Consider the following 22,131-nt stretch of genomic DNA (forward strand, 5'->3'; position numbering starts at 1 on the left):
TAGAAGCTTTTATAGGGCCATTCTATCACTAATAATTACCCAACATACATTAGCAAAACGCCTTAAAAACTTACGCCTTTAGCTAAAAGTGCTTCAAATTCGTTTGCTGGTATTGGCCGGCTTAACAAGTACCCTTGAATTAGGTCGCAGTTATACTCTTTTAGTTTTTCAAGTTGGGCATGCTCTTCTACACCTTCGGCGATAATATCGAGCCCTAAGTTTTTAGCTAATTGGCAAATACTCAGTACTAAAGCCTGATCCCGTGTGTCTGTGGCCATATTGCGCACAAACGACTGATCTATTTTTAATTTATTAACCGGAAAACGCTGTAAGTAACCCAGCGACGAATAGCCCGTACCAAAGTCATCAATTGATAAGCTAATACCCAGTGCACTCAGCGCCTGCAGTACTGAAATACCAAACTCTTCATCGTCCATAATGGCGGTTTCGGTAATTTCTAGCTCAATTAAATGCGCGGGCACGTTAAAGTGCGCCAACCGCTGTTTTATGCTTTGCACAAAGTCTTGCTGTGTAAATTGCCTTGCCGATATATTAATAGCCAAGCGAATATTTAAGTTTTGCTGATGCCATTTCTTAGCTTGGGCAAAGGCACTATCAAGTATCCATTCGCCTAATGGCAATATAAACCCGCTGTGCTCGGCAATAGGAATAAACTGCGCCGGAGAGACAAACTTCCCATCATCAAACCACCTAATTAAACATTCGCAGCTGTTTATGGTCTGCGATTTAAGGTGCATTTTAGGCTGAAAATAAAGCTCAAACTGCTGCTTTTCAATCGCGGTATGAAGGCGCCGAGCAATATGCAGCTGCTGGGCGTGCTTAACTCCGCTTTCGGTATCAAAATGAGCGTAGGGAATATTACGTTTTACCGCCTCTTCTAAGGCAATATTGGCGTGCAGTAGAAGCGTTTTATAGTCATTACTGGTTGGGTAGCGTGTTACACCGCAGTTAAAGCTCATACGCATTTCACCGTACGGTGTGCTAATAGCTTGGCTTAAACGGCTTTGTACGCCTTTGAGTAAGTCATCTAGGGTTGTTGAGCAGTCTTGCTCGGTATAAATAACCACAAAGTTAGCATCGGCAATGTGATAAAAGGTCAGTTTGTTTTTACTTTTTAGCTGCTGAGAAAATTTATTAGCGCTGCGCGATAAGTGCATAGCAAAGGCATTTATACACTCGTTAGCCCCCGATAAACCATATTGCCCAAGCAATAGCTTAAAGTGGCTTACATCAATCAGCATTAAACTAAAAGGCTGCTCAAGCGAAATTAGCTCATTGGTGTATGTTTCTAAACTGGCTTGGTTAGGCAACTTTGAATACGGGTGGTGAAAGGCTAAATACTCTAATGAGCGCTCTGCCTCAAATTGCTCTGTTACATCGCGTATGTGTATATCAAAGGCATCTATTTCTTGCAGCCAATGTATTTGGTAAGTGAGGTAATGATTATCTAGCTGTGTATAAAAACGCTCAACATGACTAGCCGACTGCTTAGCGTCTATTAGTTGCTGCTTTATATTAGGGCTGAGTAATGCAATGGGCGTACTGTGTTTATCGCTTACATACGCTTTGTGCATAGCAATAGCGGCAGGGTTACAGTAGTTAAGCTCAAGGTTGGCGCTTAAACTCACAATTGGGTTAGGGTTGCGCGTTGGAAATAGCGCTAAACGTTCGTTACGGGCACTAAGCTTTATAAATTTAGATGCGTAACGCCCTGTATAAATGCTTACCAGCACTATGGCAAACGTAAACAAAAACACAATATTGACTGTGGTGTGCAGGTTGCTTTCGGTGTCTTTGTAGCCGCTATCAACTGCATTTGAAATAATCGTTTCTGCATTTGTTAAGTGCCCCATCACTTGGGCTTGCAGTTCAGTGAGTTGCTCTAGTTGTTCTCTGGCTAAATCCCAACTAGTGCTGCTGCTTGATAGGTTTTCGTGTAATTTAAGTGCTAAGTCTAAACCACTTTTAAACTCATCACTTAAGCTGCTTTCTAGCGCTAATGTACTGTGATTTTGATCTAGGTTTTTTATCAGCGCAAGTATACGTACATGGTTTTCTAAAAAGTCGATTAAATAAAGTTCACGCTTACTCGTTGCGTAATACTCATATAATAAGCGCTCTTGCTTTACTAGGTAGGTTTCGATTAATCGAATATCGCGCAGCGCCGGAATTTGTTGTTCCATTAAGGTCGATGAGGTGCGCTTAATGGTTTCTGCCTGATAATAAACCATCGCAGACAGTACACAGCCTACCAGCACAATACCGATATAAAACTGCTTAGCTTTACTGGCAAATTTATTAGTGAATATTTTCATATAAACGCTTGCTCTGACCCTAAAATATTAACAACTCATTTTAAAACGTAATTATATACGATTAATAAAAGCACTATTGTTTATATTTGGTTATAAAAAAGGGTGTACAAACGTTAATCAGGCGGGCATAAAAAAGAAAGAGGCCGGCGAGGATGCCGGCCGTAATGATACCAATCCGCAATAATACTTAATCATTTTCAGGGGCTAAACGTGTCGCTATCTACGTTAAAAAATTCTCATTTAGAGCAACTAAATAGCGAATTTTTTGCCTTACTATCAACACGCTTTTCCATCCTCAAAATAGATCACTTAATTATGCGGATTGGTATAATTTATTGTACAGAAATAACAACTTTACCCATAGCTTGGCCACTTGCTAAGCGGTCATGCCCTTTAGCTGCTTCTTCTAAGCTAAAGTCTTGCTCATCAAGTACTGGGCGCATACCGCCTGCTTCAACAATTTGTGCCAGTTTAGTAAGTTTGTCGCCGTGGTCTTGACGGTTAAAGTCGTGGATCATTGGAATAAGCATAAAGATTACGTTTAACGATAACCCTTTAAAGTGTACTGGGCTTAAATCTACTTCTAATAAAGAAAGCGTTGTAGATACCTGTGCATTTAGCTTTGCTGCAGCAAATGAGTTAGTCAGGTTACCACCACCTACGGTGTCAAATACCATGTCAAAACCAACGTTGCTTGTGTGTTTTTCAACGTACTGCTCTACGGTTTCGTCTTTAAAGTTTATGCCTGTAGCGCCAAAGCTTTCTATGAGTGCTAGTTGCTCTGCGTTACCGCCAGTTGAGTAAACATCAGCGCCAAAATGCTTAGCTAGTTGTACTGCTAAATGGCCTACACCACCTGCGCCGCCGTGTACTAATACTTTTTGGCCTGCACTTACACTTGCACGTGTTAAGCCTTCAAGTGCTGTAATACCTACAAGTGGAATAGCGGCTGCTTCTTTCATGCTTAGATTTTTAGGTTTGTGAGCGATTAAGCGCTTATCAGCAAGAATAAACTCAGCAAGTGCACCTGGTAAATCGCCTAGGCCACCAGCACAACCATATACTTCATCACCTACTGCAAATTCTGTTACGCCTTCGCCAACAGCTTCAACGGTGCCTGCAAAGTCCATCCCTAAAATGCCCGGTAGTTTTGGAGCAAAGGGTAAGTCAGCACCCATTTGACGAATCATCATATCAATTGTATTTACGCTTGTTGCGGCAATACGAACTAACACATTACCTGCTGTTACTTGTGGTTTTGCAACCTCAGCTGCTACAAACTCTTCAGTGCCACCAAAATTATTAATTGTCATTGCTTTCATGGGTATTGCCTCTGTTATCTGTTGATAAGTAATTATGTAATGAAGCTTCATTCTAGACACACCCTTTATAAATGATAATAAGGCTAAACACACAATCAGTTTCAAAATAATATTTATAATAGAGTTTAAAAATCCTCCATCACTGTTTAAAAGTAGGCGTTAAACAAAATCCTACCCAGTCGCTGCGCTATATCAATTTAAGCTAGCTATGGTTGATTTATTATTGTCTAAGCCCCAGAGTAATATATGAAAAGGTAGTAATTCACTTAAGTAACTCATTTATCCTACTAAGGAGCGAATATGTTAGGCGAAGACCACTCACTTACCAATGACTTTCCACAGTACCTAAATACCATTGCAGAGCTAAATAAAAGCGACACAGAATTTGCTAAAAAGGCAGATAAATACGACAAGCTAGATAAAGAGATTCGTGTTTTAGAGCTTAAAGATGCGCCCATTAGCGATGAGCAAATGAATCAACTAAAACATGAGCGTTCAGAATTAAAAGATTGGTTGTACGAGCGTTTACAACAAGAGTAATGTTGCACACAAAAAAAAGAGTTCACCGTTAGGTGAACTCTTTGACGATCAACAAAGGGTAAAACATTTAAAGCACATAACGGCTTTATAAAAAACAACTAGGCCTTATAAGGCATGTGTGAAATTTTTCGCGTTAATTTGCTACTAGCTATCAGTATTTAGCTGAGCAAGCAGGCTATCTAACGTATCAACTAACTGCTGATTTTTAGCAGGGTTGAGCGCATCTGGATGTGGCGGTGCAAAGCGCTCTGCATCGTTATCGAAATAAAGGCCAGTGGCATCTTTAAATTCGTCACTTAATGCGGCGCGGCAAAAAATATCAGCGCCTAGTTTTAAGTCGCCACCAGCAAGCCCATAAGCATCTTTTACCATTTTACTACCTAGTAACGACTTAGGGTTTACCGCAACAACTAATGGCCCGTTACCTTTAAGTGCTAAACCTAAATGACGCGACCACATAGTAATAGCCAATTTGCTTTGCGCGTAGGCTGCGCTATCTGGTAGTGGCTTTTTGCCCACTAACGAGTCAAAGTTAACGCTGGTTTGTGCAGCCGATGACACGTTAACCACACGTGATTGCGTGTTCATTACAGGCAGTAACGCTTTAGTAAGTAAATAAGGCGCTAACGTATTAACTGCAAAACGTGCATCTAGCCCATTTACAGTAGTGATATTTGCCAATTTATAAACACCGGCGTTATTAATAACTACATCAAGTATTTTATTCGCGTTTTGTAAGTCGGCTAACACTGACTGAGCCAAGGTGTTTACTTGCGCCATATCGCTTAAATCGGCAATGTAGGTGGCTGTGCTTGCTTGCGGGTAATCAGCGTTTAAGCTTGCTTGTACAGTATTTAACTTGTCTTGGTTGCGGCCATGTAATAATACAATATGCCCTTGCGCTAACAACATTTTAGCGGTCTCTAGGCCAATACCGTCGGTGGCACCGGTTAATAAAATTGTTTTTTTCATGTTGAACGTTCCTTTTTATATTAAGACTGTGGCCATTGCATTAACGACAAATTACACACGCATTAGCTCACTGCTATTTATTAATAGTACCACCACTTTTAGCGACTAATAATTAGTGGCTCAGTAGAATCAGTTTATAGAATTAATTGATAAACCTATGCGCCCTTATTAAGTAGGTATAGCCATTGTGCCTTTGCTTGGGTAAATTTTAAGCGTTTATTTGAAATAACGGGCAATCATAACTATTGTTTTTAAATTACCTTAATAGTAGTATTTATCATATAAATACACTTTTCGAGAAAACACATGAAAGTTTTAGTTACAGGCGGTATGGGTTATATAGGTAGCCACACATGTATTGCCCTCCATGAGGCAGGCATTACCCCAGTTATTTACGACAACTTATCTAACGCAAGCCCCCGTGTGCTTGATCAACTCGAAAAAATTACCGGCACCCGTTTTGAGTTTATTTTAGGTGACATTCAAGACGAGCAGCAGTTTAAACTTGCCCTTAAACACAGCCAAGCTGAGGCTGTATTTCACTTTGCAGCACTTAAAGCGGTAGGTGAATCAACCGAGCAACCACTGCGTTATTACCAAAACAATGTGTCGGGCACATTAAGCATGCTACAAAACATGCAAGAGGTAGGCGTTAACCATATTATATTTAGCTCATCGGCCACTGTGTACGGCGAGCCAGACTACCTACCTATTGATGAAAAACACCCTATACGCGCTACTAACCCATACGGTTGGACCAAAGTGATGGTTGAGCAAGCCATACAAGACGTATGTAATGCCAACAGCCAATTTATGGGCATTGCTCTTCGCTACTTTAACCCTGTTGGTGCACACCCAAGCGGCTTATTAGGCGAAAGCCCAAATGGTATCCCAAATAACTTAATGCCATTTATTGCTCAAACTGCGGTAGCTAAACGCGAAGTGGTTAATATTTTTGGTGACGACTACGACACCAAAGATGGCACCGGCGTGCGCGACTATATTCACGTTTTAGATTTAGCTAAAGGCCATGTAGCGGCCTTTATGCAACATAAAACCGATACCGCCTTTCATGCATACAACCTAGGCACAGGCCAAGGTTATTCGGTGCTTGATATGATCAAAGCATTTAGCGCATCAGCCAATAAAGATATTCCGTATAAAATTGCACCGCGCCGTGCAGGCGATATTGCCTGTAATTACGCCGATGCCACAAAAGCGCAAACCACCCTTAACTGGCACGCAGAACTAACACTGAGCGACATGACTAACGACACATGGCGCTGGCAAACTAATTACCCTAGTGGGTTGGAGAGTTAACATGGCTTTATTAGAAAGTACTCACAGACGTAAAAACCCGCTAACGGGACGCTGGGTATTAGTATCACCGCATCGTAATAACCGCCCGTGGTTAGGTGCTACAGAAGCAGTAAACGAAAGCGTATTACCAAAACACGATGAAAGCTGCCCACTTTGCCCAGGCAACACCCGTGCAAATGGCGACAGCAACCCAGATTACAAATACACCCATGTATTTAGAAATGACTTTGGCGCACTTACCCCTAATGAGAGCAAGCAATCGCAAAGCTTAGACTCAGACAGCGATTTATTTATTGCTGATGAAGCAAGCGGCGAATGCCGTGTAATTTGTTTTTCGCCAGAGCATAACAAAACACTACCTGAGCTTGAGCACGATGCCCTACACGAAGTAGTAAAAACCTGGAAAGACAACTACACAGAACTTGCACAACACTATGAGTGTGTTCAGGTATTTGAAAATAAAGGCGAGATCATGGGTTGCTCGCAACCTCATCCACATGGCCAAGTATGGGCACATGCGCATTTATCAACCGAAATAGAAGCCGAAGATACCCAGCAGCTTGCTTATTATAAAAAGCATGGCAGCGCGATGCTTGCCGATTATGTGCAAAAAGAGCAAACAGATAAAACCCGCGTCGTATTTGAAAACGAGCACTGGCTTGTGGTGGTGCCATTTTGGGCAGCATGGCCGTTTGAAACACTGCTTGTAACTAAAGATAACATTCAAAACTTTAGCCAGCTAAACGATGCGCAAACAGACGCCTTAGCACAAGCGCTTAAAGTATTAACCACTAAATACGACAACGTATTTAATTGTAGCTTCCCGTATTCTATGGGGTGGCACAATGCACCGGCTAATCGTGGCTCAGATGAGCAACATTGGCGCTTACATGCCCATTTTTACCCGCCGCTACTTCGCTCTGCCACCGTTAAAAAACACATGGTTGGCTACGAAATGCTAGGCGAAAGCCAGCGCGATTTAAGCGCAGAAACAGCTGCCTCTATTTTACAAGCAGCCAGTACCACACACTACAAAAAAACAGCAGGACACACAGATGACGCTTAACGATTTTCAACAACAATTTTTATCACTGTACGGTGCGCCTGCTCAAGGTATTGCTGCAGCACCTGGGCGTGTAAACCTAATTGGCGAATTTACCGATTACAACGACGGCTTTGTATTTCCGTGCTCGTTAGAGTTTCGTACTCAAGTTATGTTTAAAGAGCGCGACGACAACATCATTACCGTGCATTCGTTAAATTACCCAGGCGAAAAAGACAGCTTTAGTGTTGATGAAGACATCAGCGAAGGGCAATCGCAATGGGGTAACTATATCCGTGCCGTGTCATTTGTTTTAAAGCGCGCGGGCCATACTTTACGCGGCGCCGATTTACTTATTGACAGTAACTTACCGCAAGGCAGTGGTTTATCGTCATCGGCGGCATTAGAAGTGGCCATTGGTGGTATGTTTAACCATATTGCACAGCTTGGCTTAAGCGAAGAAAAAATTGCCTTACTAGGCCAAGAAGCCGAAAACGACTTTATGCATTGCCAATCGGGCATTATGGATCAGCTTATTTCGGCAAAAGGCGAAAACGGCCATGCGCTTTTAATTGACTGTGAAAACCTAGCGACTGAATCAGTAAAAGTACCCGATGATTTAAACATTGTTATTGTTAACTCTAACTACCCACGTAAATTGGTAGATAGCGAGTACAACCAACGTCGTGTTGACTGTGAGCAAGCAGCTGCAAAAATGAATGTAGCCACGCTTCGTAAAGCCACCATGGACACGCTTGAAGCAACTAAAGATGCACTAAGCGAAAACGAATACAAACGTGCACACCATGTAATTAGCGAAAACGAGCGTGTAATTGCAGCAACTAAAGCGCTGCAAAATAACGACATTGATACGCTGCGCGAGCTAATGGCGGCATCGCACCAATCGCTTAAGCATTACTTTGAAGTAACCGTACCAGCAACCGACGGCCTAGTAGAAATTTGTAAAGAAGCGATGGGCGAACGCGGTGCAGTACGTATGACCGGCGGTGGCTTTGGTGGTGCGATTGTGTGTTTATGCCGTGATGCAGAAGTACCACTTATCAAAGCAGCGGTTGAGCAGCACTACTTTGAGCGTTTTAATTTAAATGCCGACATTTACGTATGTTCAGCAGGTTCAGGATTACAAATTACGTCTTTTTAAACATCATTAAGGAATAAGCATGGCAAAGGTTAATTGGGGTATTATTGGGTGTGGCAATATTGCTCACACCTTTGCTAAAAGCATTGCGCATTGCGCTAATGCACAGCTTATTGGCGCTGCATCGACCAGCGAGCAACGCGCAAAAGAATTTGCCACACACTATTCAGTTAAAGGCTATGAGAGCTACCAGGCCCTTATGCAATGCCCACACATTGACGCCATTTATATTGCTAATACCCACGAGCAACACTTTAAAACTATTGCGCAATGCTTAGTGCACGATAAGCATGTACTCAGCGAAAAGCCCATTACTGTTAATGCACAGCAACTCACAACCCTTAGCCAGTTAGCCGAACAACAAAACTGCTTTTTAATGGAAGGTGTTTGGATGCGCTTTTTACCTGCCATAGTAAAACTGCAGCAGTTATTAAGCGAGGGCATCATAGGCAAAGTACACAGTGTTAATGCCAACTTTAGCCTAGCGGGCAACTTTGCTGACTCACACCGTTTAATGAACCCTGCGACCGCAGGTGGCGCATTGCTTGATTTAGGTATTTACCCTATATCGATTGCCGATGTGGTATTTAATAAAGCCCCTGAACAAATTAAATCATTAGTACACAAAAGCACGACCGGCGTAGATGAGCGCAGTGTAACCCTTATAAATTACGGCCAAGGGCAATTTGCGCAGCTTAGTAGCGCGTTACAACAAAATGGCCCTACCGAAGCCTGTATTTTAGGGGAGCACGGGTATATTCGCATTGCTGAATTTGTTGGTGCACAGTCGCTAGAGCTTCATTTAAACACCCAGCAAATGCAGCAGTTTGATTTTAGCTTTAATGACGATGAAAACTTTAAATTTGAAATTGCTCACGCTAGCGAATGTATTTTACAACAACAAACAAAAAGCAATGTATTACCGCTCAGCACAAGCCTGCGGGTAATGCACATAATGGATACGCTTCGTGCGCAGTGGCAGCTTAAATACAGCGATAGTGTTGAAGCCCATCAGCTAGATTAATAATAAAAAATACACACAACAAGGATACACAATGACAACCACACACACGTTAAAGGCGCTTTCAAAAGCCTTGCTGCTAGCAACGGGCTGCTTAACAGCAAGTACTGTTTTTGCAGATCAAAAAACGCCTGAGCAACTCTACCCACCTTTAACCAGCGAAGTACTTCCTGAGCTTGCTGCTAAAGGTAGTTACAGCGTTGGCGTACAAACGCTTGATTTAATAAATCCCGCGCAGTTTGACCCTGCAACCCAAGGGGAAAAAGATCGCCCTTTAAAAGTAGAAGTGTGGTACCCAGCAGCAAACAGTGCAAACGCACCCTTAACCAGCTACAGCGACATAACCCGTACAGGTAAAGCGTTTACCTTACAAGCCGATGCCATGCGCGATGTAGCCATTAATAACAAAGAGCACTACCCTGTTATTGTGCTCTCACACGGTTATACCGGCTATCGTACAATTATGTATTACTTGGGCGAACATTTAGCATCGCATGGGTACATTGTGGCAGCCATAGATCATACCGACTCAACCAATGCAGATGTTGATTTTAAAAATGCGCCGTTTTCGGGCTTTTTTAGTACCCTTATAAACCGCTCACGCGATCAACAATTTGTACTTAACTACTTTAACGAACAAAACAACTTTGCCAGCAAGCAAGTAGATAACAAAAAAGCAGGCGTAATTGGTTACTCTATGGGTGGTTTTGGCGCGGTTAATACAATTGGTGGCTGTTATGATTTTAACGAGCAAACCACTGCAATGTTTACCGGTATGAAAGACCCTGCGCAAATTAAACAAGTGCAGCAATTACTCAATAGCTGTGCAGGTGGGCAATATAAAAACCCACAAGTAGATACACGCATAAAAGCTATGGTGGCCTTTGCGCCTTGGGGCGGGCAACATAACTTATTTAATGCCAGTGCTATGCAAAACATTAAAGTGCCTTCGCTTTATGTCGCGGGTAGCTTAGATGATATATCCGGTTATGAAGGCATTAAAAACCTATATAACCAAACGGGCAGCCCCGACAAGTACCTGCTTACTTACAAAAATGCGCGCCATAATATTGCGCCGCACCCTGCTCCTGCTATTGCCAAACGTAGCAGCGAATTAGATATAGGCCATTACTACGAGCCATCGTGGTCAATGCGCACCTTAAACGAGACCAACAAACACTTTGTACTTGCTATGATGGACTGCCACGTAAAAGGCATTACCAGCCAATGTGAATACCTAGACTTACCACAAAATGGCGACCAAGCTGTGGTTAATGGTAAGCCACTGCCAGCATGGCATGGGTTTGATAATCGTTTTTCTACTGGTATGGATTGGCAACAAGCTAAACCGCGCACCAAGTAACACAAACTTTGGCGGCTATTTTTATATTTAGCCGCATACGCACTTAAAATAATGCTGCTATAAAACACCTGTTATTTAAAAGAGTTAGCAAATAAAAACAGCGTGCTTATTTTTTAAACGGCTATTTTAAGAAAAAATCATTGCCATTAATGTAAGTTAAAGGCAATCTAGTCATATATAAGATAAGATAAATAACACAAATATCATGTCAAAATACATACTCTCAATTGATCAAGGAACCACAAGCTCTCGGGCCATCTTGTTTACAAAAGATGCAGACGTTTTTGGCTCAGCACAACAAGAATTTTCGCAGCATTTTCCACAAAATGGTTGGGTAGAACACGACCCTAACGATATTTGGCAAACCGTGCTAAGTACCAGCCGCGAAGTATTAGTAGATAAAAACGTTAAGCCTGAAGAAATTATTGCCATTGGTATCACCAACCAACGTGAAACCACTTTAGTGTGGAACAAAAAAACCGGCAAACCTATTTATAACGCCATTGTGTGGCAAGACCGCCGCACCAGCGATTACTGCGAAAGCCTAAGCACTGACGAGCTTTGCCAAACCATAAGCGATAAAACCGGCTTACTGCTAGACCCGTATTTTTCGGCCACTAAAGTACGCTGGATTTTAGACAACGTTGAAGGCGCACGCGAACAAGCCCTTGCAGGTGAACTGGCGTTTGGTACCGTTGATACCTACTTACTATGGCAGTTAACCGGTGGTAAAGAGCACCGCACCGACGCCACCAATGCATCACGCACTATGTTATTTAATATTCATACTCAGCAATGGGATCAAGAACTACTCGATTTATTCGAAATTCCTGAATCTATGCTGCCCCAAGTGATGGACTCAGCCGACGAATTTGGCTCAACCAGCGATGATATTTTTGGCGCACCAATACGCGTATGTGGTATTGCCGGCGATCAGCAAGCAGCCCTTGTAGGACATGCATGTTTTGAACAAGGCATGGCAAAAAGTACTTACGGTACGGGCTGTTTTTTAATGCTGAATACCGGCGAAAAAGCGCTTACCTCTGAAAATCGCTTACTAACCACGGTGGCTTATAGGCTAAATGGCAAACCAACATATGCCATTGAAGGCAGCATTTTTATGGCAGGCGCCACGATGCAGTGGATTGTTGAAGGCTTAAAACTATTAAGCCATGCCGGAGAGAGCGAATCGTTAGTAAAAGATGTACCGCTTGATCATGGGGTATTTTTAGTGCCTTCGTTTACAGGTTTAGGCGCGCCCTACTGGGACCCAAATGCACGTGGCGCTATTTTAGGTTTAACCCGCGACTCGGGCATTAGCACCATTGTTGCAGCTGCGCTGCAATCGGTTGGGTATCAAACCAAAGACTTACAAAAAGCAATGGAGCGTGATGGCTTACGCCCAAGTGTATTACGGGTAGATGGCGGTATGGTTAAAAATAACTGGGTACTGACCTTTTTATCAAACATTTTAGGCGCAACGGTAGAGCGCCCAACAGTGACCGAAACCACCTCTTTAGGCGTAGCATACTTAGCAGGCTTACAAACCGGTGTGTATGAGTCAACTGAGCAATTAGCAAAAATGTGGACCTGCGACCGACGCTTTGAGCCAACAATGAGCGCTGACGAACGTAACGATTTATACGCAAAGTGGCAGCACTGTGTAGCGCAAGTTTGTCTCTCTAGTGACGATAGCAAACAAGCGTAATACGCCCAGCCGCTAATTAAAATTAGCGGCTTACAAAACACCGGCAACAGCGCTTAAATGGCGCGTTGTACGCTGTATGTTTTAAAAAGATCAGGATTAAAAATTAACAAGCAAAAAGCGCGGTTATCTATTGTCAAATAAGAGCCGCAGCTTTATGATGCTATATGTCTTATTTATATTACAAATAAAAAGGTTAGCTCGGTGGAATTAGCAGATAACGAATACGACCTACTCGTCGTCGGTGGCGGTGTAAACGGCACTGGAATAGCAGCTGATGCAGCAGGCAGAGGATTAAAAGTTCTATTGTGTGAACAATCAGACCTTGCCAGTGCAACGTCTTCAAATAGTTCTAAGCTGATCCACGGCGGTTTACGCTACCTTGAACATTACGAATTTAGATTAGTAAAAGAAGCCTTGGCTGAGCGCGAAGTGCTGCTTAAAAATGCCCCGCATATTATGTGGCCGCTTACCTTTAGGCTACCGCACCAATCGCACCTACGCCCTGCATGGATGATCCGCATTGGCTTATTTATGTACGACAACCTAGCTAAGCGCGAAACACTGGCTGGCTCGCGTGGCATTAAGTTTGGTGAAAACAGCGTATTAGAACCTTCAATTACCAAAGGGTTTGAATACTCAGATGGCTGGGTTGATGATTCACGTTTGGTAATTTTAAACGCCTTAGCTGCCCAAAACAAAGGCGCAACCATTGCTACGCAAACCAAGTGTGTAAGTGCAAAACGCATCGATAACCAATGGCAGGTAACGCTTGAGCAACAACAAACTAAGGCACAACAGACTATTAAAGCCAAAGGTATTGTTAATGCAGCAGGCCCGTGGGTTGCAAAATTATTTGACGAAGCACTGATAGAAAAATCGCCACAAAATATTCGCCTTGTTAAAGGCAGCCATATTGTGGTGCCGCGTATTCACGACGAAAAACAAGCTTACATTTTACAAAATAAAGATCAGCGCATTGTGTTTGTTATACCGTTTGAAGATGACTACTCGCTAGTAGGCACCACCGATGTTGAACACAAAGGCGCAGCGCAAGATGTAAAAATTAGTGATGAAGAAATCGATTACTTAATCGATATTACTAACAGCTACTTTAAAAACCACATTAAACGCGAAGACATAGTACATACCTTTTCGGGTGTGCGCCCACTGCTTGATGACGAATCAGTGAATGCACAAAAAGTAACGCGTGATTACAAGTTAGAGCTTTCAAGTGAAGGCAAACACACACCACTGCTAAGTGTGTTTGGTGGCAAAATTACCACCTACCGTAAACTTGCCGAAGCTGCGGTAAATAAACTTGAAGAATTTTACCCGCAAATGAGTGAAGCATGGACCAAACACAGCGCCTTACCCGGTGGCGATTTTAGCTCGGTAGAAGCGCTGACCAATGAGCTTAAAGCAGCTTATAATTGGTTACCAGAAATCACTCTAAAACGCTTTGTACGTACCTACGGGACTCGTGCAAAGCTAATTTTAGGCAGTGCAACCCAGCTCAGTGATTTAGGCCAAGATTTTGGCCATGGCTTATTTGCAGCAGAAGTCGATTACTTACTAAATGAAGAATGGGCGGGTAACGCTTACAATATTTTATGGCGCAGAAGTAAACTAGGACTGCGCTTTAATGAAGCACAAGTGGCAACGCTTAATCATTATATTACGCAAAGCCAAGCGGCTAAAACAGCTTAACAGCAGCTTTAACCCTTACTTAATTTAAGAACTAGCCCCCAATAATTGCACAATCAATATTGGGGGCTTTTTTATATTTGCTTGGCTTTATTACTATTAAATAAGTAGTTAAAACCACTTAACGTAGCCTCTTTTATGTCAAACTCTAAACATTGCACACCAATGCAATTTAACGCATGGGTAAAGCAGGTATTTAGTTGCTCTGTGCCAATAACCACTACTTTAGAATTATTCACCAATTGCCATTCACTGGCATGGCGTGCAGCGCGTACATCACTACCAATAAGCACGCCCGACAAGTATGCCTTGGCTTGCACTGGTGTTAACTCTTTTGAAAGCTGGCGCGTACGGACACTAAAAATACCGTGCGCCAAATTACCGCTGTCACTGCCTAACGTGAGTTCACAGCCTTGCTCAAATGCATGCCAATCAAATTCCCCCGCTTCACAGTCGTTAGGAATAAGTACACTTTGATGACATAGCAAGTCGTATAATTCGCCGGTCATTGCGGTTTTAAAACAGATAATTTGACCATCTTTTAACAGCACCCATTTAGTATGGGTACCGGGTAAACAAATGAGTACGTTGCCTTGCTGATAGGCCGGGTTTTGTTTTAAAAAACCTAAAATTTGCAGCTCTTCGCCGCGCATTACATCAAATAAATTGTTTTGTAATGTGCATTTTGTACCAGGCAAAGCACTGACTTTATTACCTGCACAATCAAAATTAATTGCGCCACTAAGCAGGCTTTCGGGGTTTATGGGGCACGCTAAATAAGGGGTTTCTTTCCAGCCAATACTTGAGGTGATTTGCCCTGCCATATAAATAGGTAAAACGCCGTATTCGCTGGTCCATGGTGCAACGACACCAATTAAAGTATGTTCAAAGTTTTGTTTATCTCTAATCACACCTGGGCCGTCGCGCTGAGCAATTAAAGTTAACTGCCCTGTGGTATTTACGCTGCATAAATAGGCGCGTAAATGACTCGTGCCCCAATCTACGGCTATAAAAAGGTTTAAGTGCTGCAACTTAGAGCCTCCCACCGTCAATTTTAATACCTTGACCGGTGATCATACTGCTTTCGTCGGCAGCTAAAAAAAGTGCTAAATTAGCTACATCTTCAGGGGTTACTAACTTTTTAAGTGCCATGGCTTCCATCCACTTCACTTGCTCTTGCTCGGTAAACCAACTGGCTAATTGGCGGTCGGTGGCAACCCAACCCGGCAAAATAGCATTCACCCGAATACCAAATTCACCATAATCGCGCGCCAGTGCTTTAGTCATGCCGATTAAACCGGCCTTTGCCGTTACGTAACCCGCCATTTGTGGCTGCCCCATGATGGCATTGATAGAGCTAAAATTAATAATGCTCCCCGCGCCTTCGCTTTTCATAAAAGACATAGCGACTTGCGAGGCAAAAAACGCCGGATTTAAGTTAATTTGTAGGCATTGATCCCAATCTTGTACTGTAACGTCTTCACTGGCTTGGCGGCGGTCGTTGGCTACATTGTTTACCAGTACATTAATAGCGCCTAGTTCAGCACATGCATCTACCAAAGATTGCTGTAAAGCATTTGAGTCGGTTACATCAACCTGTCTAAACCACAATTTGGCGTTAGGCAGTGAGGCTATAAGAGATTGGGCAGCCTCGTTATTAATATCTATAAAGGCAATTTTGGCAGCTTGAGCGGCAAACGCCTTTACCATTGCACGGCCAATGCCTGAAGCACCCCCGGTAATAAAAACAACTTTGCCAGAAATACTGGGGTAGTGAGCGTGATTATTCAAATGCGTTTCTCCATAATACAGACTGCCCCTCTCAATATTTATAATTATTTGCTAAAGAGGATTACTGTTACAGCTGTGTTAAAATACTTGCCTTTAACAAAGTTTATAACATATCCTTTCGTACATTAATATGATATATGATATATAATAAAGCAATAACTCATTCGGATAACGCTCAATGAAAAGCCAACCTCGTCAAAATTTAACACAACAATTAACCCATGATTTAGGCTTTGCAATTGTGCGTGGCGTTTACCCTGTTAACGAAGGCCTGCCCTCAGAAGCTGACCTATGCGTAAAATACGATGTGAGCCGCAGTGCAACACGCGAAGCTGTAAAAATGCTCTCTGCTAAGGGCTTAATATCTTCTCGCCCTAAGCAAGGGATCCGTGTACTGCCAGAAAGCAGCTGGAATATGTTTGACACAGATGTACTGCGCTGGATTTTAAGCAGTAAACCGTCGCTTTCTTTATTAAAAGAGTTTACGCAAGTACGTGTCGCACTTGAGCCACAAGCCGCTGCCCTAGCAGCTGAAAATGCCAGCGCCGAACAACTTGCTGAAATAGATAACGCACTTGCCCGCATGGCCGATGCAGACCAAGGCTTAGACGATCCGCTTGAAGCCGATATTGCCTTTCATACCAGTATTTTAGTAGCCAGTAATAACCGCTTTTTTGTACAGCTCACTGAATTTATTAGCACCGCGCTGCGCGTAAGTATTCGTTACACCAACCACATTAAAGGTGTGCCAGGGGCCGACGTTGCAAAGCATGCTGATATTTTAGATACGATTAAATCGCGCAATCCAGAGCGCGCTAAAAAAGCAGTAGAAACCATTTTAGAAGAAGCGCTTGAGCTGATTGAGTCTAAACTCGACTAATAGCTTAAAAAACATTATTAAAAAAGGGAGCTAATTAGCTCCCTTTTTACTGCTTATTATATTTTAAGCTTTGTTAAGCTCAAAAATAAGCGATGTTTGCGGGAATGAAATTGGCATTTGTAGGCCAAATTCCATCAACGCTTCACCCGTAAAAGTTTGCCCGTTAACAGCGGCAATAGACGAAGGTCGGTATTCTTCAAATTTAACAGGCCACACTAAATTAAGTGTGTACTGCGTATCTGCATCTAAACCAACAAAACGAAGCTTATTAGGCGCAGTGCGCGGTGTTTCGCGTACACTGTTATACGCAAATAACGCTTTTGATTTTTGCTCGTCGATTAAACCAAAGTTAATTGATAAATCGTCGCTATCGAGGCGGTACAAATCGGCAGCATGAATAAATTCACGGTGCTCTTTGTGCAGCGCAATAGCCGCTTTAAGCGCATTGTATTCGTGATCGGTCAGCTCGCGTGGGTCCATTTCAATACCCATATGACCAAACATAGATACCGCAGCACGCATTTCAATACTGACATTACGACCTGTGATATGACAATCACGAGGGCCTACGTGTGCACCCATAACCGACGATGGGAAGAAGAACGAACAGCCGCGTTGAATTTCAAGACGGTCAAGTGCATCGTTAGAATCTGACGTCCATACACGGTCTGTGTGTGCAAGCACACCATAATCTACACGGGCACCACCTGAAGAACAGCTTTCTATTTCAAGGCCTGGGTGCGCCGCTTTAATACGGTCGATTAAGCGATACAGTGCCAGTGTTTGCTGATGCACCGCAGGCTTGCCTGAGAAGTTACCCGCGTGGTTTATATCGCGGTTCATATCCCATTTAATGTACTTAATTGTTGGGTATTCAACTAAAATGTCATCAATCGCTTTGTATAGGTATTCAACAACCTCAGTGCGCGTTAAATCAAGCACTAGCTGGTTTCTAAAGCTAAGTTGCTCGTTATTTTCTGAGCCTAATACCCAATCAGGATGAGCGCGGTATAAGTCACTATCTGGGTTTACCATTTCAGGTTCAAACCAAATACCAAACTCCATGCCTAAGCTGTTTACATGGTCAATCACTGGCGATAGGCCGTCAGGGTAAATTTCGTAATCTACGGTCCAATCACCTAGACCTGCATAATCACCTCGGCGACCTTTAAACCAACCATCGTCCAGTACAAAACGCTCAATACCTAATGGCGCTACTTTATCGGCTAACTGCTTTAGCATGTCTACATCGTGATCGAAGTAAATACCTTCCCACGTGTTGTAATGCACTGGGCGTGTTTTTTCGCGCTGTGCTTGGCTAAGTAAGTTAGCTTTAACAAAGCGATGAAAATTACGCGACAGCGCACTAAAGCCATCGCTCGAAAACGAGCCATAAATACTTGGGCTTTGATACGTTTGGCCTTTAGCAAGGGTTAGCTCGCCCGGTAATAATAACTCACCCATTTGCACATAACGGCGCCCTTCTGGTAGTAGCTCAGCGCGTAGCTTGTTGTTACCGCTCCAACCTAAATGAAAGCCATAACACTCGCCTTGTTGTTCGCCTGCGCCTTCGCTATGAACTAATAAACCAGGGAATACGTCGTGCGATGTTTTACCTTTGCGGTTTTCGCGTACAAAGCTGCCTAATACTAAATCAACCGATTGGCGTTGAAACTCGTTAGACCAACGTCCTTCAAAGCTCACTAGTTTGTTCATGCTATCGGGTAGTTGGAACGTAGGTGCGGCGCAAAAATTAACGCTTAGCGGTGCATCACTTAAATTGCTTAATACGGTATGCGCACTTAGCACATCGGTGTTGCTATCAAGTGTGATGCTGTGCACTACTTCAATACCACGCAGCTCATCAACACTTACAAACTCTAAACTAGAAGGGGTTGGCTGACGAACATCTTGAAGAGCAGGCCCAACTGACCAAGCTATGGTGTCGTTTGACAGCTCTAGCCCTGGCGCGCCTGTAAAGCCTTCACCTAATAGTGGAGAAAGAGAAATAGGTGCTTCTTCAACCACGGCACATTTTACTTCCTGACGAGTCGCAAGCTGAGTTAGCATTGTTTCAGTTGTTTGCTCAGATAAGCGCTTACCAAAATAAAGTAACGCTGGGGTTTTGCTCTGGCAGTCGAAAATAACGGTGCTGTTTGCGCTGTCTAATCGAAAGAATGGTTTAATATCAGCCATGATTCTCCTGTCCTCTTTAATGAAGATGAGTTTAATACGCGAGTACATTATATGTGTGCTTACTCGCCGCTTACTGCATCAAATTGCAGTCAGTGATTTTAAAATAATAGTATATATCATACAAATTACTTTTAGATAGTGTTTACGGTGTAATTTAGCCAATATTATTACTGGCTATACCAGTCATTAACTTGAACAGCGGTTAAAAAATTTAATACCACCTTGAGCAATATTATATTTAGTGGGCTTTTAGCCTGGGGTAGTCTGTAAAACCCCAGCAGGTAGTCACACGTTTAGCCCCGCAAAATGATTAAGTATTATTGCCCATGGGTGTTATCTACAGTGTAGGTTAATTGAATAAATAAAAATCGGCCTAAGTTACCTTAGGCCGATTTAGTAATGTGTTAACTAGCTAATAAAAAGTGACTTAACTTTTTATTGCTGGTTATTTTGGTGCGTGCACTGGTGGCGTATCTTCAATAACAGGTGTTTTACCTGCCCACTGTGCATTTAAACCAAACACTACTTTATTAACGATTAACGCAAAGGCTACACATACAATAAGTGTAATTGGCATTAAGTGAATATAGTGTAGTTCAGTATGTAGCGGCGAATTTTCAAACGTCAGCATGCCATACATAACCACGCCTAAAATTACCGCGGCAATACCTGCACGCGCATCCACATTTTTAAACAATAAGCCCACTACAAAAATTGAGAATATAGGCATACTTAATAAGCCGTTTAACTGTTGTAGTAAGTTAATAATGCTGTCGGCTTGCTGATAAATTGGCACAAGCACAAGCGTTAAACTAGTAAGTAACAACGTAACATAGCCACTTAGCTTTACTACACTTGGCTCTTTATTAAAGTAAGCTTCGTGAATATCACACACGTAAAGTGCCGTAGCCGAGTTTAATAAGCTGTTATAAGTAGAAAGCACTGCTGCCGCCATTGCTGCGGCAAATACACCCGTTAACCATGCAGGCATTACATCACCTACAATTCGACCATAAGCTGCATCGCCAATGTCGCCATACAGTTTGTACGAAATAATACCCGGTAGTACCACAATCGCCGGTACAATTAAAAAGCGAATACCCGCTGCTGCAAATATCCCTTTTTGCGCTTCTCTAACGTTTGGCGCAGCCATTGCACGCTGGGTAATGGTTTGGTTAGTACCCCAGTAATACATTTGAATAAAGATCATACCGGTTAAAAGCGTAGGCCAAGGGATTGGCGAGTCAGCATCACCAATTAATGTTAAGCGCTCTTGTGGAATGCCGCTAAAGTCGTAATCAATCGCGTTAAGCGCTAAAAATACGACCAGTATTGCCATACCTAACACTAATAAACCATTGTAGGTATCGGATACGGCAACCGCTCGTAAGCCACCAAAAAATGCATAAATAGCGCCTACTAAAGCGAATGCGGTTGCTATGTACATTAGCGGAATATCAACTTTAAACATGGTTTGCATAAATAGCGCTCCAGAATAAATAACCGCAGGCATGTAAATTAGCGCGTTACCTAAAAAGAATAAGCCACCAATAACAGCGCGAATGTGCGTGTTGTTGTAGCGTTTTTCTAACAGTTCCGTGGTGGTTGTACAGTTGTACTTGTAATAAACAGGAATAAATACTTTGGCTAAAATAATAAGCCCTAAAATAGCCGCCAATTCCCACCACACGAGCAAGGCCATTTGATTACCATTCATGCCCACCAGCTGGTCGGTACTTAAATTTGTGAGCGTAATTGAGCCTGCTACAAACATCCAAGTAAGGCCACCGCCCGCTAAAAAATACTCTTTTGTTTGATTATCACCACTATTACGGTTTTGGCCTCGGCACTTCCAATATGTAAGTCCACCAATTAAAGCGGTTACAAAGAAAAAAACCACCAACTGCAAAATGTTGTCTGACATGTGTGTGTCTCCAGCGCGTTAAACGCAATGTCTGTCTATGTGAACGTATTAACCTATCAAGGCTAATTAATAAATTGCACCTTACAGTGCGTGTGCATCTCGACTTAGTTCTAACTTAATTTGCTTTAATGGCATAAGTTCAGGATGCTGGTTGTGACGCTTTACTAACGCATTTAACTGAAACAACGAAATAAGCATGCTGTTAAGTACGCTCAGGTAACCTTGTTTGTGTAAATTGGCAATGGTATCGCTGTCTAAAGTTTGCAGTTTATCTTCATCAACAGTGCTCAAACCTTGAATAGTTTGCGCCTCGCCTTGTTCAAACTGCAAAACAATATCTATGTTTTTAATAAGCCCTAAGCGGGCAATTTCTTGGGTAAATTGATACGTTTGGTAATCATTTTTTAAATCGCTTTCTAGTAGCTTTTGCTGCGCACTTAAATACAGGCTTGGGTTGCCTTTGGCATCAAATAACGGCTCGCCTTGCTGGGTATTAACGGCTGAGCTTTGCTCATCAATAGCAATAAAGTAATCACTGCTATTTGCCTCACGAGTGAGTAAATAAAGCGGCTGGGTTTGCATGCACACAGGCGTGTACAGCGCTTGCCATTGATTGTTACTCACAAATAAACTTTGCTGAGCACTAAAGCTGGTTAAGCCCGAAATGGTGAAGCTGCCGTTGTGTGCGTTACGCGCTAAAAAAATAGGTAAATCGCAGGCCGCTTTTGCTACTTCGTTTGCACGCAGATTAACTAAATGCTGTGTTTTTGCGTATTCAACACCCGCATTAGGGTTAATTTTTATTGCATGGTGCTGAGTATTTGATAGTTCACTAATTGCCATAGTTACACAT

At 42.6% G+C, this 22,131-nt stretch carries 17 protein-coding genes; 9 read left to right on the plus strand and 8 right to left on the minus strand.

The features are described from left to right. Positions 1-62 precede the first annotated feature (62 nt). Together PSH41_RS14120 and PSH41_RS14125 are read right to left on the minus strand one after the other, a co-directional pair. A complete protein-coding gene (locus tag PSH41_RS14120; protein ID WP_273589376.1) occupies positions 63-2,336 on the minus strand; it encodes a putative bifunctional diguanylate cyclase/phosphodiesterase in 2,274 nt (757 codons plus the stop codon). A 332-nt stretch (positions 2,337-2,668) separates the two neighbouring features. Continuing rightward, positions 2,669-3,658: a zinc-dependent alcohol dehydrogenase family protein gene (locus PSH41_RS14125; protein WP_273589377.1), complete on the minus strand. Its 990-nt coding sequence runs from the start codon at positions 3,656-3,658 to the stop codon at positions 2,669-2,671. A gap of 300 nt (positions 3,659-3,958) precedes the next feature. On the opposite strand from PSH41_RS14125, the gene PSH41_RS14130 reads away from it, so the two are divergent. Then, on the plus strand, positions 3,959-4,198 hold the full coding sequence (locus tag PSH41_RS14130) for a YdcH family protein (RefSeq protein ID WP_004588182.1): 240 nt from the start codon (positions 3,959-3,961) through the stop codon (positions 4,196-4,198). 144 nt (positions 4,199-4,342) lie between these two features. On the opposite strand, the gene PSH41_RS14135 is transcribed toward PSH41_RS14130, so the two are convergent. Beyond that, positions 4,343-5,170 (minus strand): SDR family NAD(P)-dependent oxidoreductase, encoded by an 828-nt coding sequence (locus tag PSH41_RS14135; protein ID WP_273589378.1) that lies wholly within the window; start codon positions 5,168-5,170, stop codon positions 4,343-4,345. Between the two features lie 306 nt (positions 5,171-5,476). Here PSH41_RS14135 and galE point away from each other — a divergent pair, with 306 nt between their 5' ends. The 7 genes from galE (at position 5,477) to glpD (ending at position 14,490) form a co-directional block, all read left to right on the plus strand. Next, the gene (galE, locus tag PSH41_RS14140) at positions 5,477-6,490 is read left to right on the plus strand and encodes a UDP-glucose 4-epimerase GalE (RefSeq protein WP_273589379.1); all 1,014 of its coding nucleotides are present in this window, start codon (positions 5,477-5,479) and stop codon (positions 6,488-6,490) included. A 1-nt stretch (position 6,491) separates the two neighbouring features. Continuing rightward, positions 6,492-7,556: a UDP-glucose--hexose-1-phosphate uridylyltransferase gene (locus PSH41_RS14145; protein WP_273589380.1), complete on the plus strand. Its 1,065-nt coding sequence runs from the start codon at positions 6,492-6,494 to the stop codon at positions 7,554-7,556. Next, a complete protein-coding gene (galK, locus tag PSH41_RS14150) occupies positions 7,546-8,694 on the plus strand; it encodes a galactokinase (protein WP_024032028.1) in 1,149 nt (382 codons plus the stop codon). Before PSH41_RS14145 ends, galK begins: the two co-directional genes overlap by 11 nt. 19 nt (positions 8,695-8,713) lie before the next feature. Next, positions 8,714-9,715, plus strand: a complete 1,002-nt coding sequence (locus tag PSH41_RS14155; protein ID WP_273589381.1) for a Gfo/Idh/MocA family protein — start codon at positions 8,714-8,716, stop codon at positions 9,713-9,715. A gap of 31 nt (positions 9,716-9,746) precedes the next feature. Further along, positions 9,747-11,075, plus strand: a complete 1,329-nt coding sequence (locus tag PSH41_RS14160) for an alpha/beta hydrolase family protein (protein WP_273589382.1) — start codon at positions 9,747-9,749, stop codon at positions 11,073-11,075. A gap of 205 nt (positions 11,076-11,280) precedes the next feature. Further along, the gene (gene glpK, locus PSH41_RS14165) at positions 11,281-12,783 is read left to right on the plus strand and encodes a glycerol kinase GlpK (RefSeq protein ID WP_273589383.1); all 1,503 of its coding nucleotides are present in this window, start codon (positions 11,281-11,283) and stop codon (positions 12,781-12,783) included. Between the two features lie 201 nt (positions 12,784-12,984). Next, positions 12,985-14,490, plus strand: a complete 1,506-nt coding sequence (gene glpD / locus PSH41_RS14170; RefSeq protein WP_273589384.1) for a glycerol-3-phosphate dehydrogenase — start codon at positions 12,985-12,987, stop codon at positions 14,488-14,490. Positions 14,491-14,561: 71 nt separating this feature from the next. On the opposite strand, the gene PSH41_RS14175 is transcribed toward glpD, so the two are convergent. Both PSH41_RS14175 and PSH41_RS14180 read right to left on the minus strand, forming a co-directional pair. Continuing rightward, a complete protein-coding gene (locus PSH41_RS14175; protein WP_273589385.1) occupies positions 14,562-15,518 on the minus strand; it encodes a 2-dehydro-3-deoxygalactonokinase in 957 nt (318 codons plus the stop codon). A gap of 1 nt (position 15,519) precedes the next feature. Further along, positions 15,520-16,278, minus strand: a complete 759-nt coding sequence (locus PSH41_RS14180; protein WP_024032022.1) for an SDR family NAD(P)-dependent oxidoreductase — start codon at positions 16,276-16,278, stop codon at positions 15,520-15,522. A 178-nt stretch (positions 16,279-16,456) separates the two neighbouring features. Here PSH41_RS14180 and PSH41_RS14185 point away from each other — a divergent pair, with 178 nt between their 5' ends. Then, complete coding sequence (locus PSH41_RS14185) at positions 16,457-17,158, plus strand: FadR/GntR family transcriptional regulator (RefSeq protein WP_004588172.1); 702 nt, start codon at positions 16,457-16,459, stop codon at positions 17,156-17,158. 63 nt (positions 17,159-17,221) lie between these two features. Here the strand turns inward: PSH41_RS14185 and PSH41_RS14190 are convergent, their stop codons facing one another. The 3 genes from PSH41_RS14190 to PSH41_RS14200 all read right to left on the minus strand — a co-directional run bounded on the left by PSH41_RS14190 (position 17,222) and on the right by PSH41_RS14200 (position 22,121). Continuing rightward, positions 17,222-19,354: an alpha-galactosidase gene (locus PSH41_RS14190; protein ID WP_273589386.1), complete on the minus strand. Its 2,133-nt coding sequence runs from the start codon at positions 19,352-19,354 to the stop codon at positions 17,222-17,224. A gap of 445 nt (positions 19,355-19,799) precedes the next feature. Beyond that, positions 19,800-21,278: an SLC5 family protein gene (locus PSH41_RS14195; RefSeq protein ID WP_273589387.1), complete on the minus strand. Its 1,479-nt coding sequence runs from the start codon at positions 21,276-21,278 to the stop codon at positions 19,800-19,802. Positions 21,279-21,359: 81 nt separating this feature from the next. Beyond that, a complete protein-coding gene (locus tag PSH41_RS14200) occupies positions 21,360-22,121 on the minus strand; it encodes a SapC family protein (protein ID WP_273589388.1) in 762 nt (253 codons plus the stop codon). Positions 22,122-22,131 lie beyond the last annotated feature (10 nt).

The sequence above is a fragment of the Pseudoalteromonas sp. CST2 genome (assembly GCF_028599385.1).
In the GTDB taxonomy this organism is placed as follows: Bacteria; Pseudomonadota; Gammaproteobacteria; order Enterobacterales; family Alteromonadaceae; genus Pseudoalteromonas; species Pseudoalteromonas atlantica.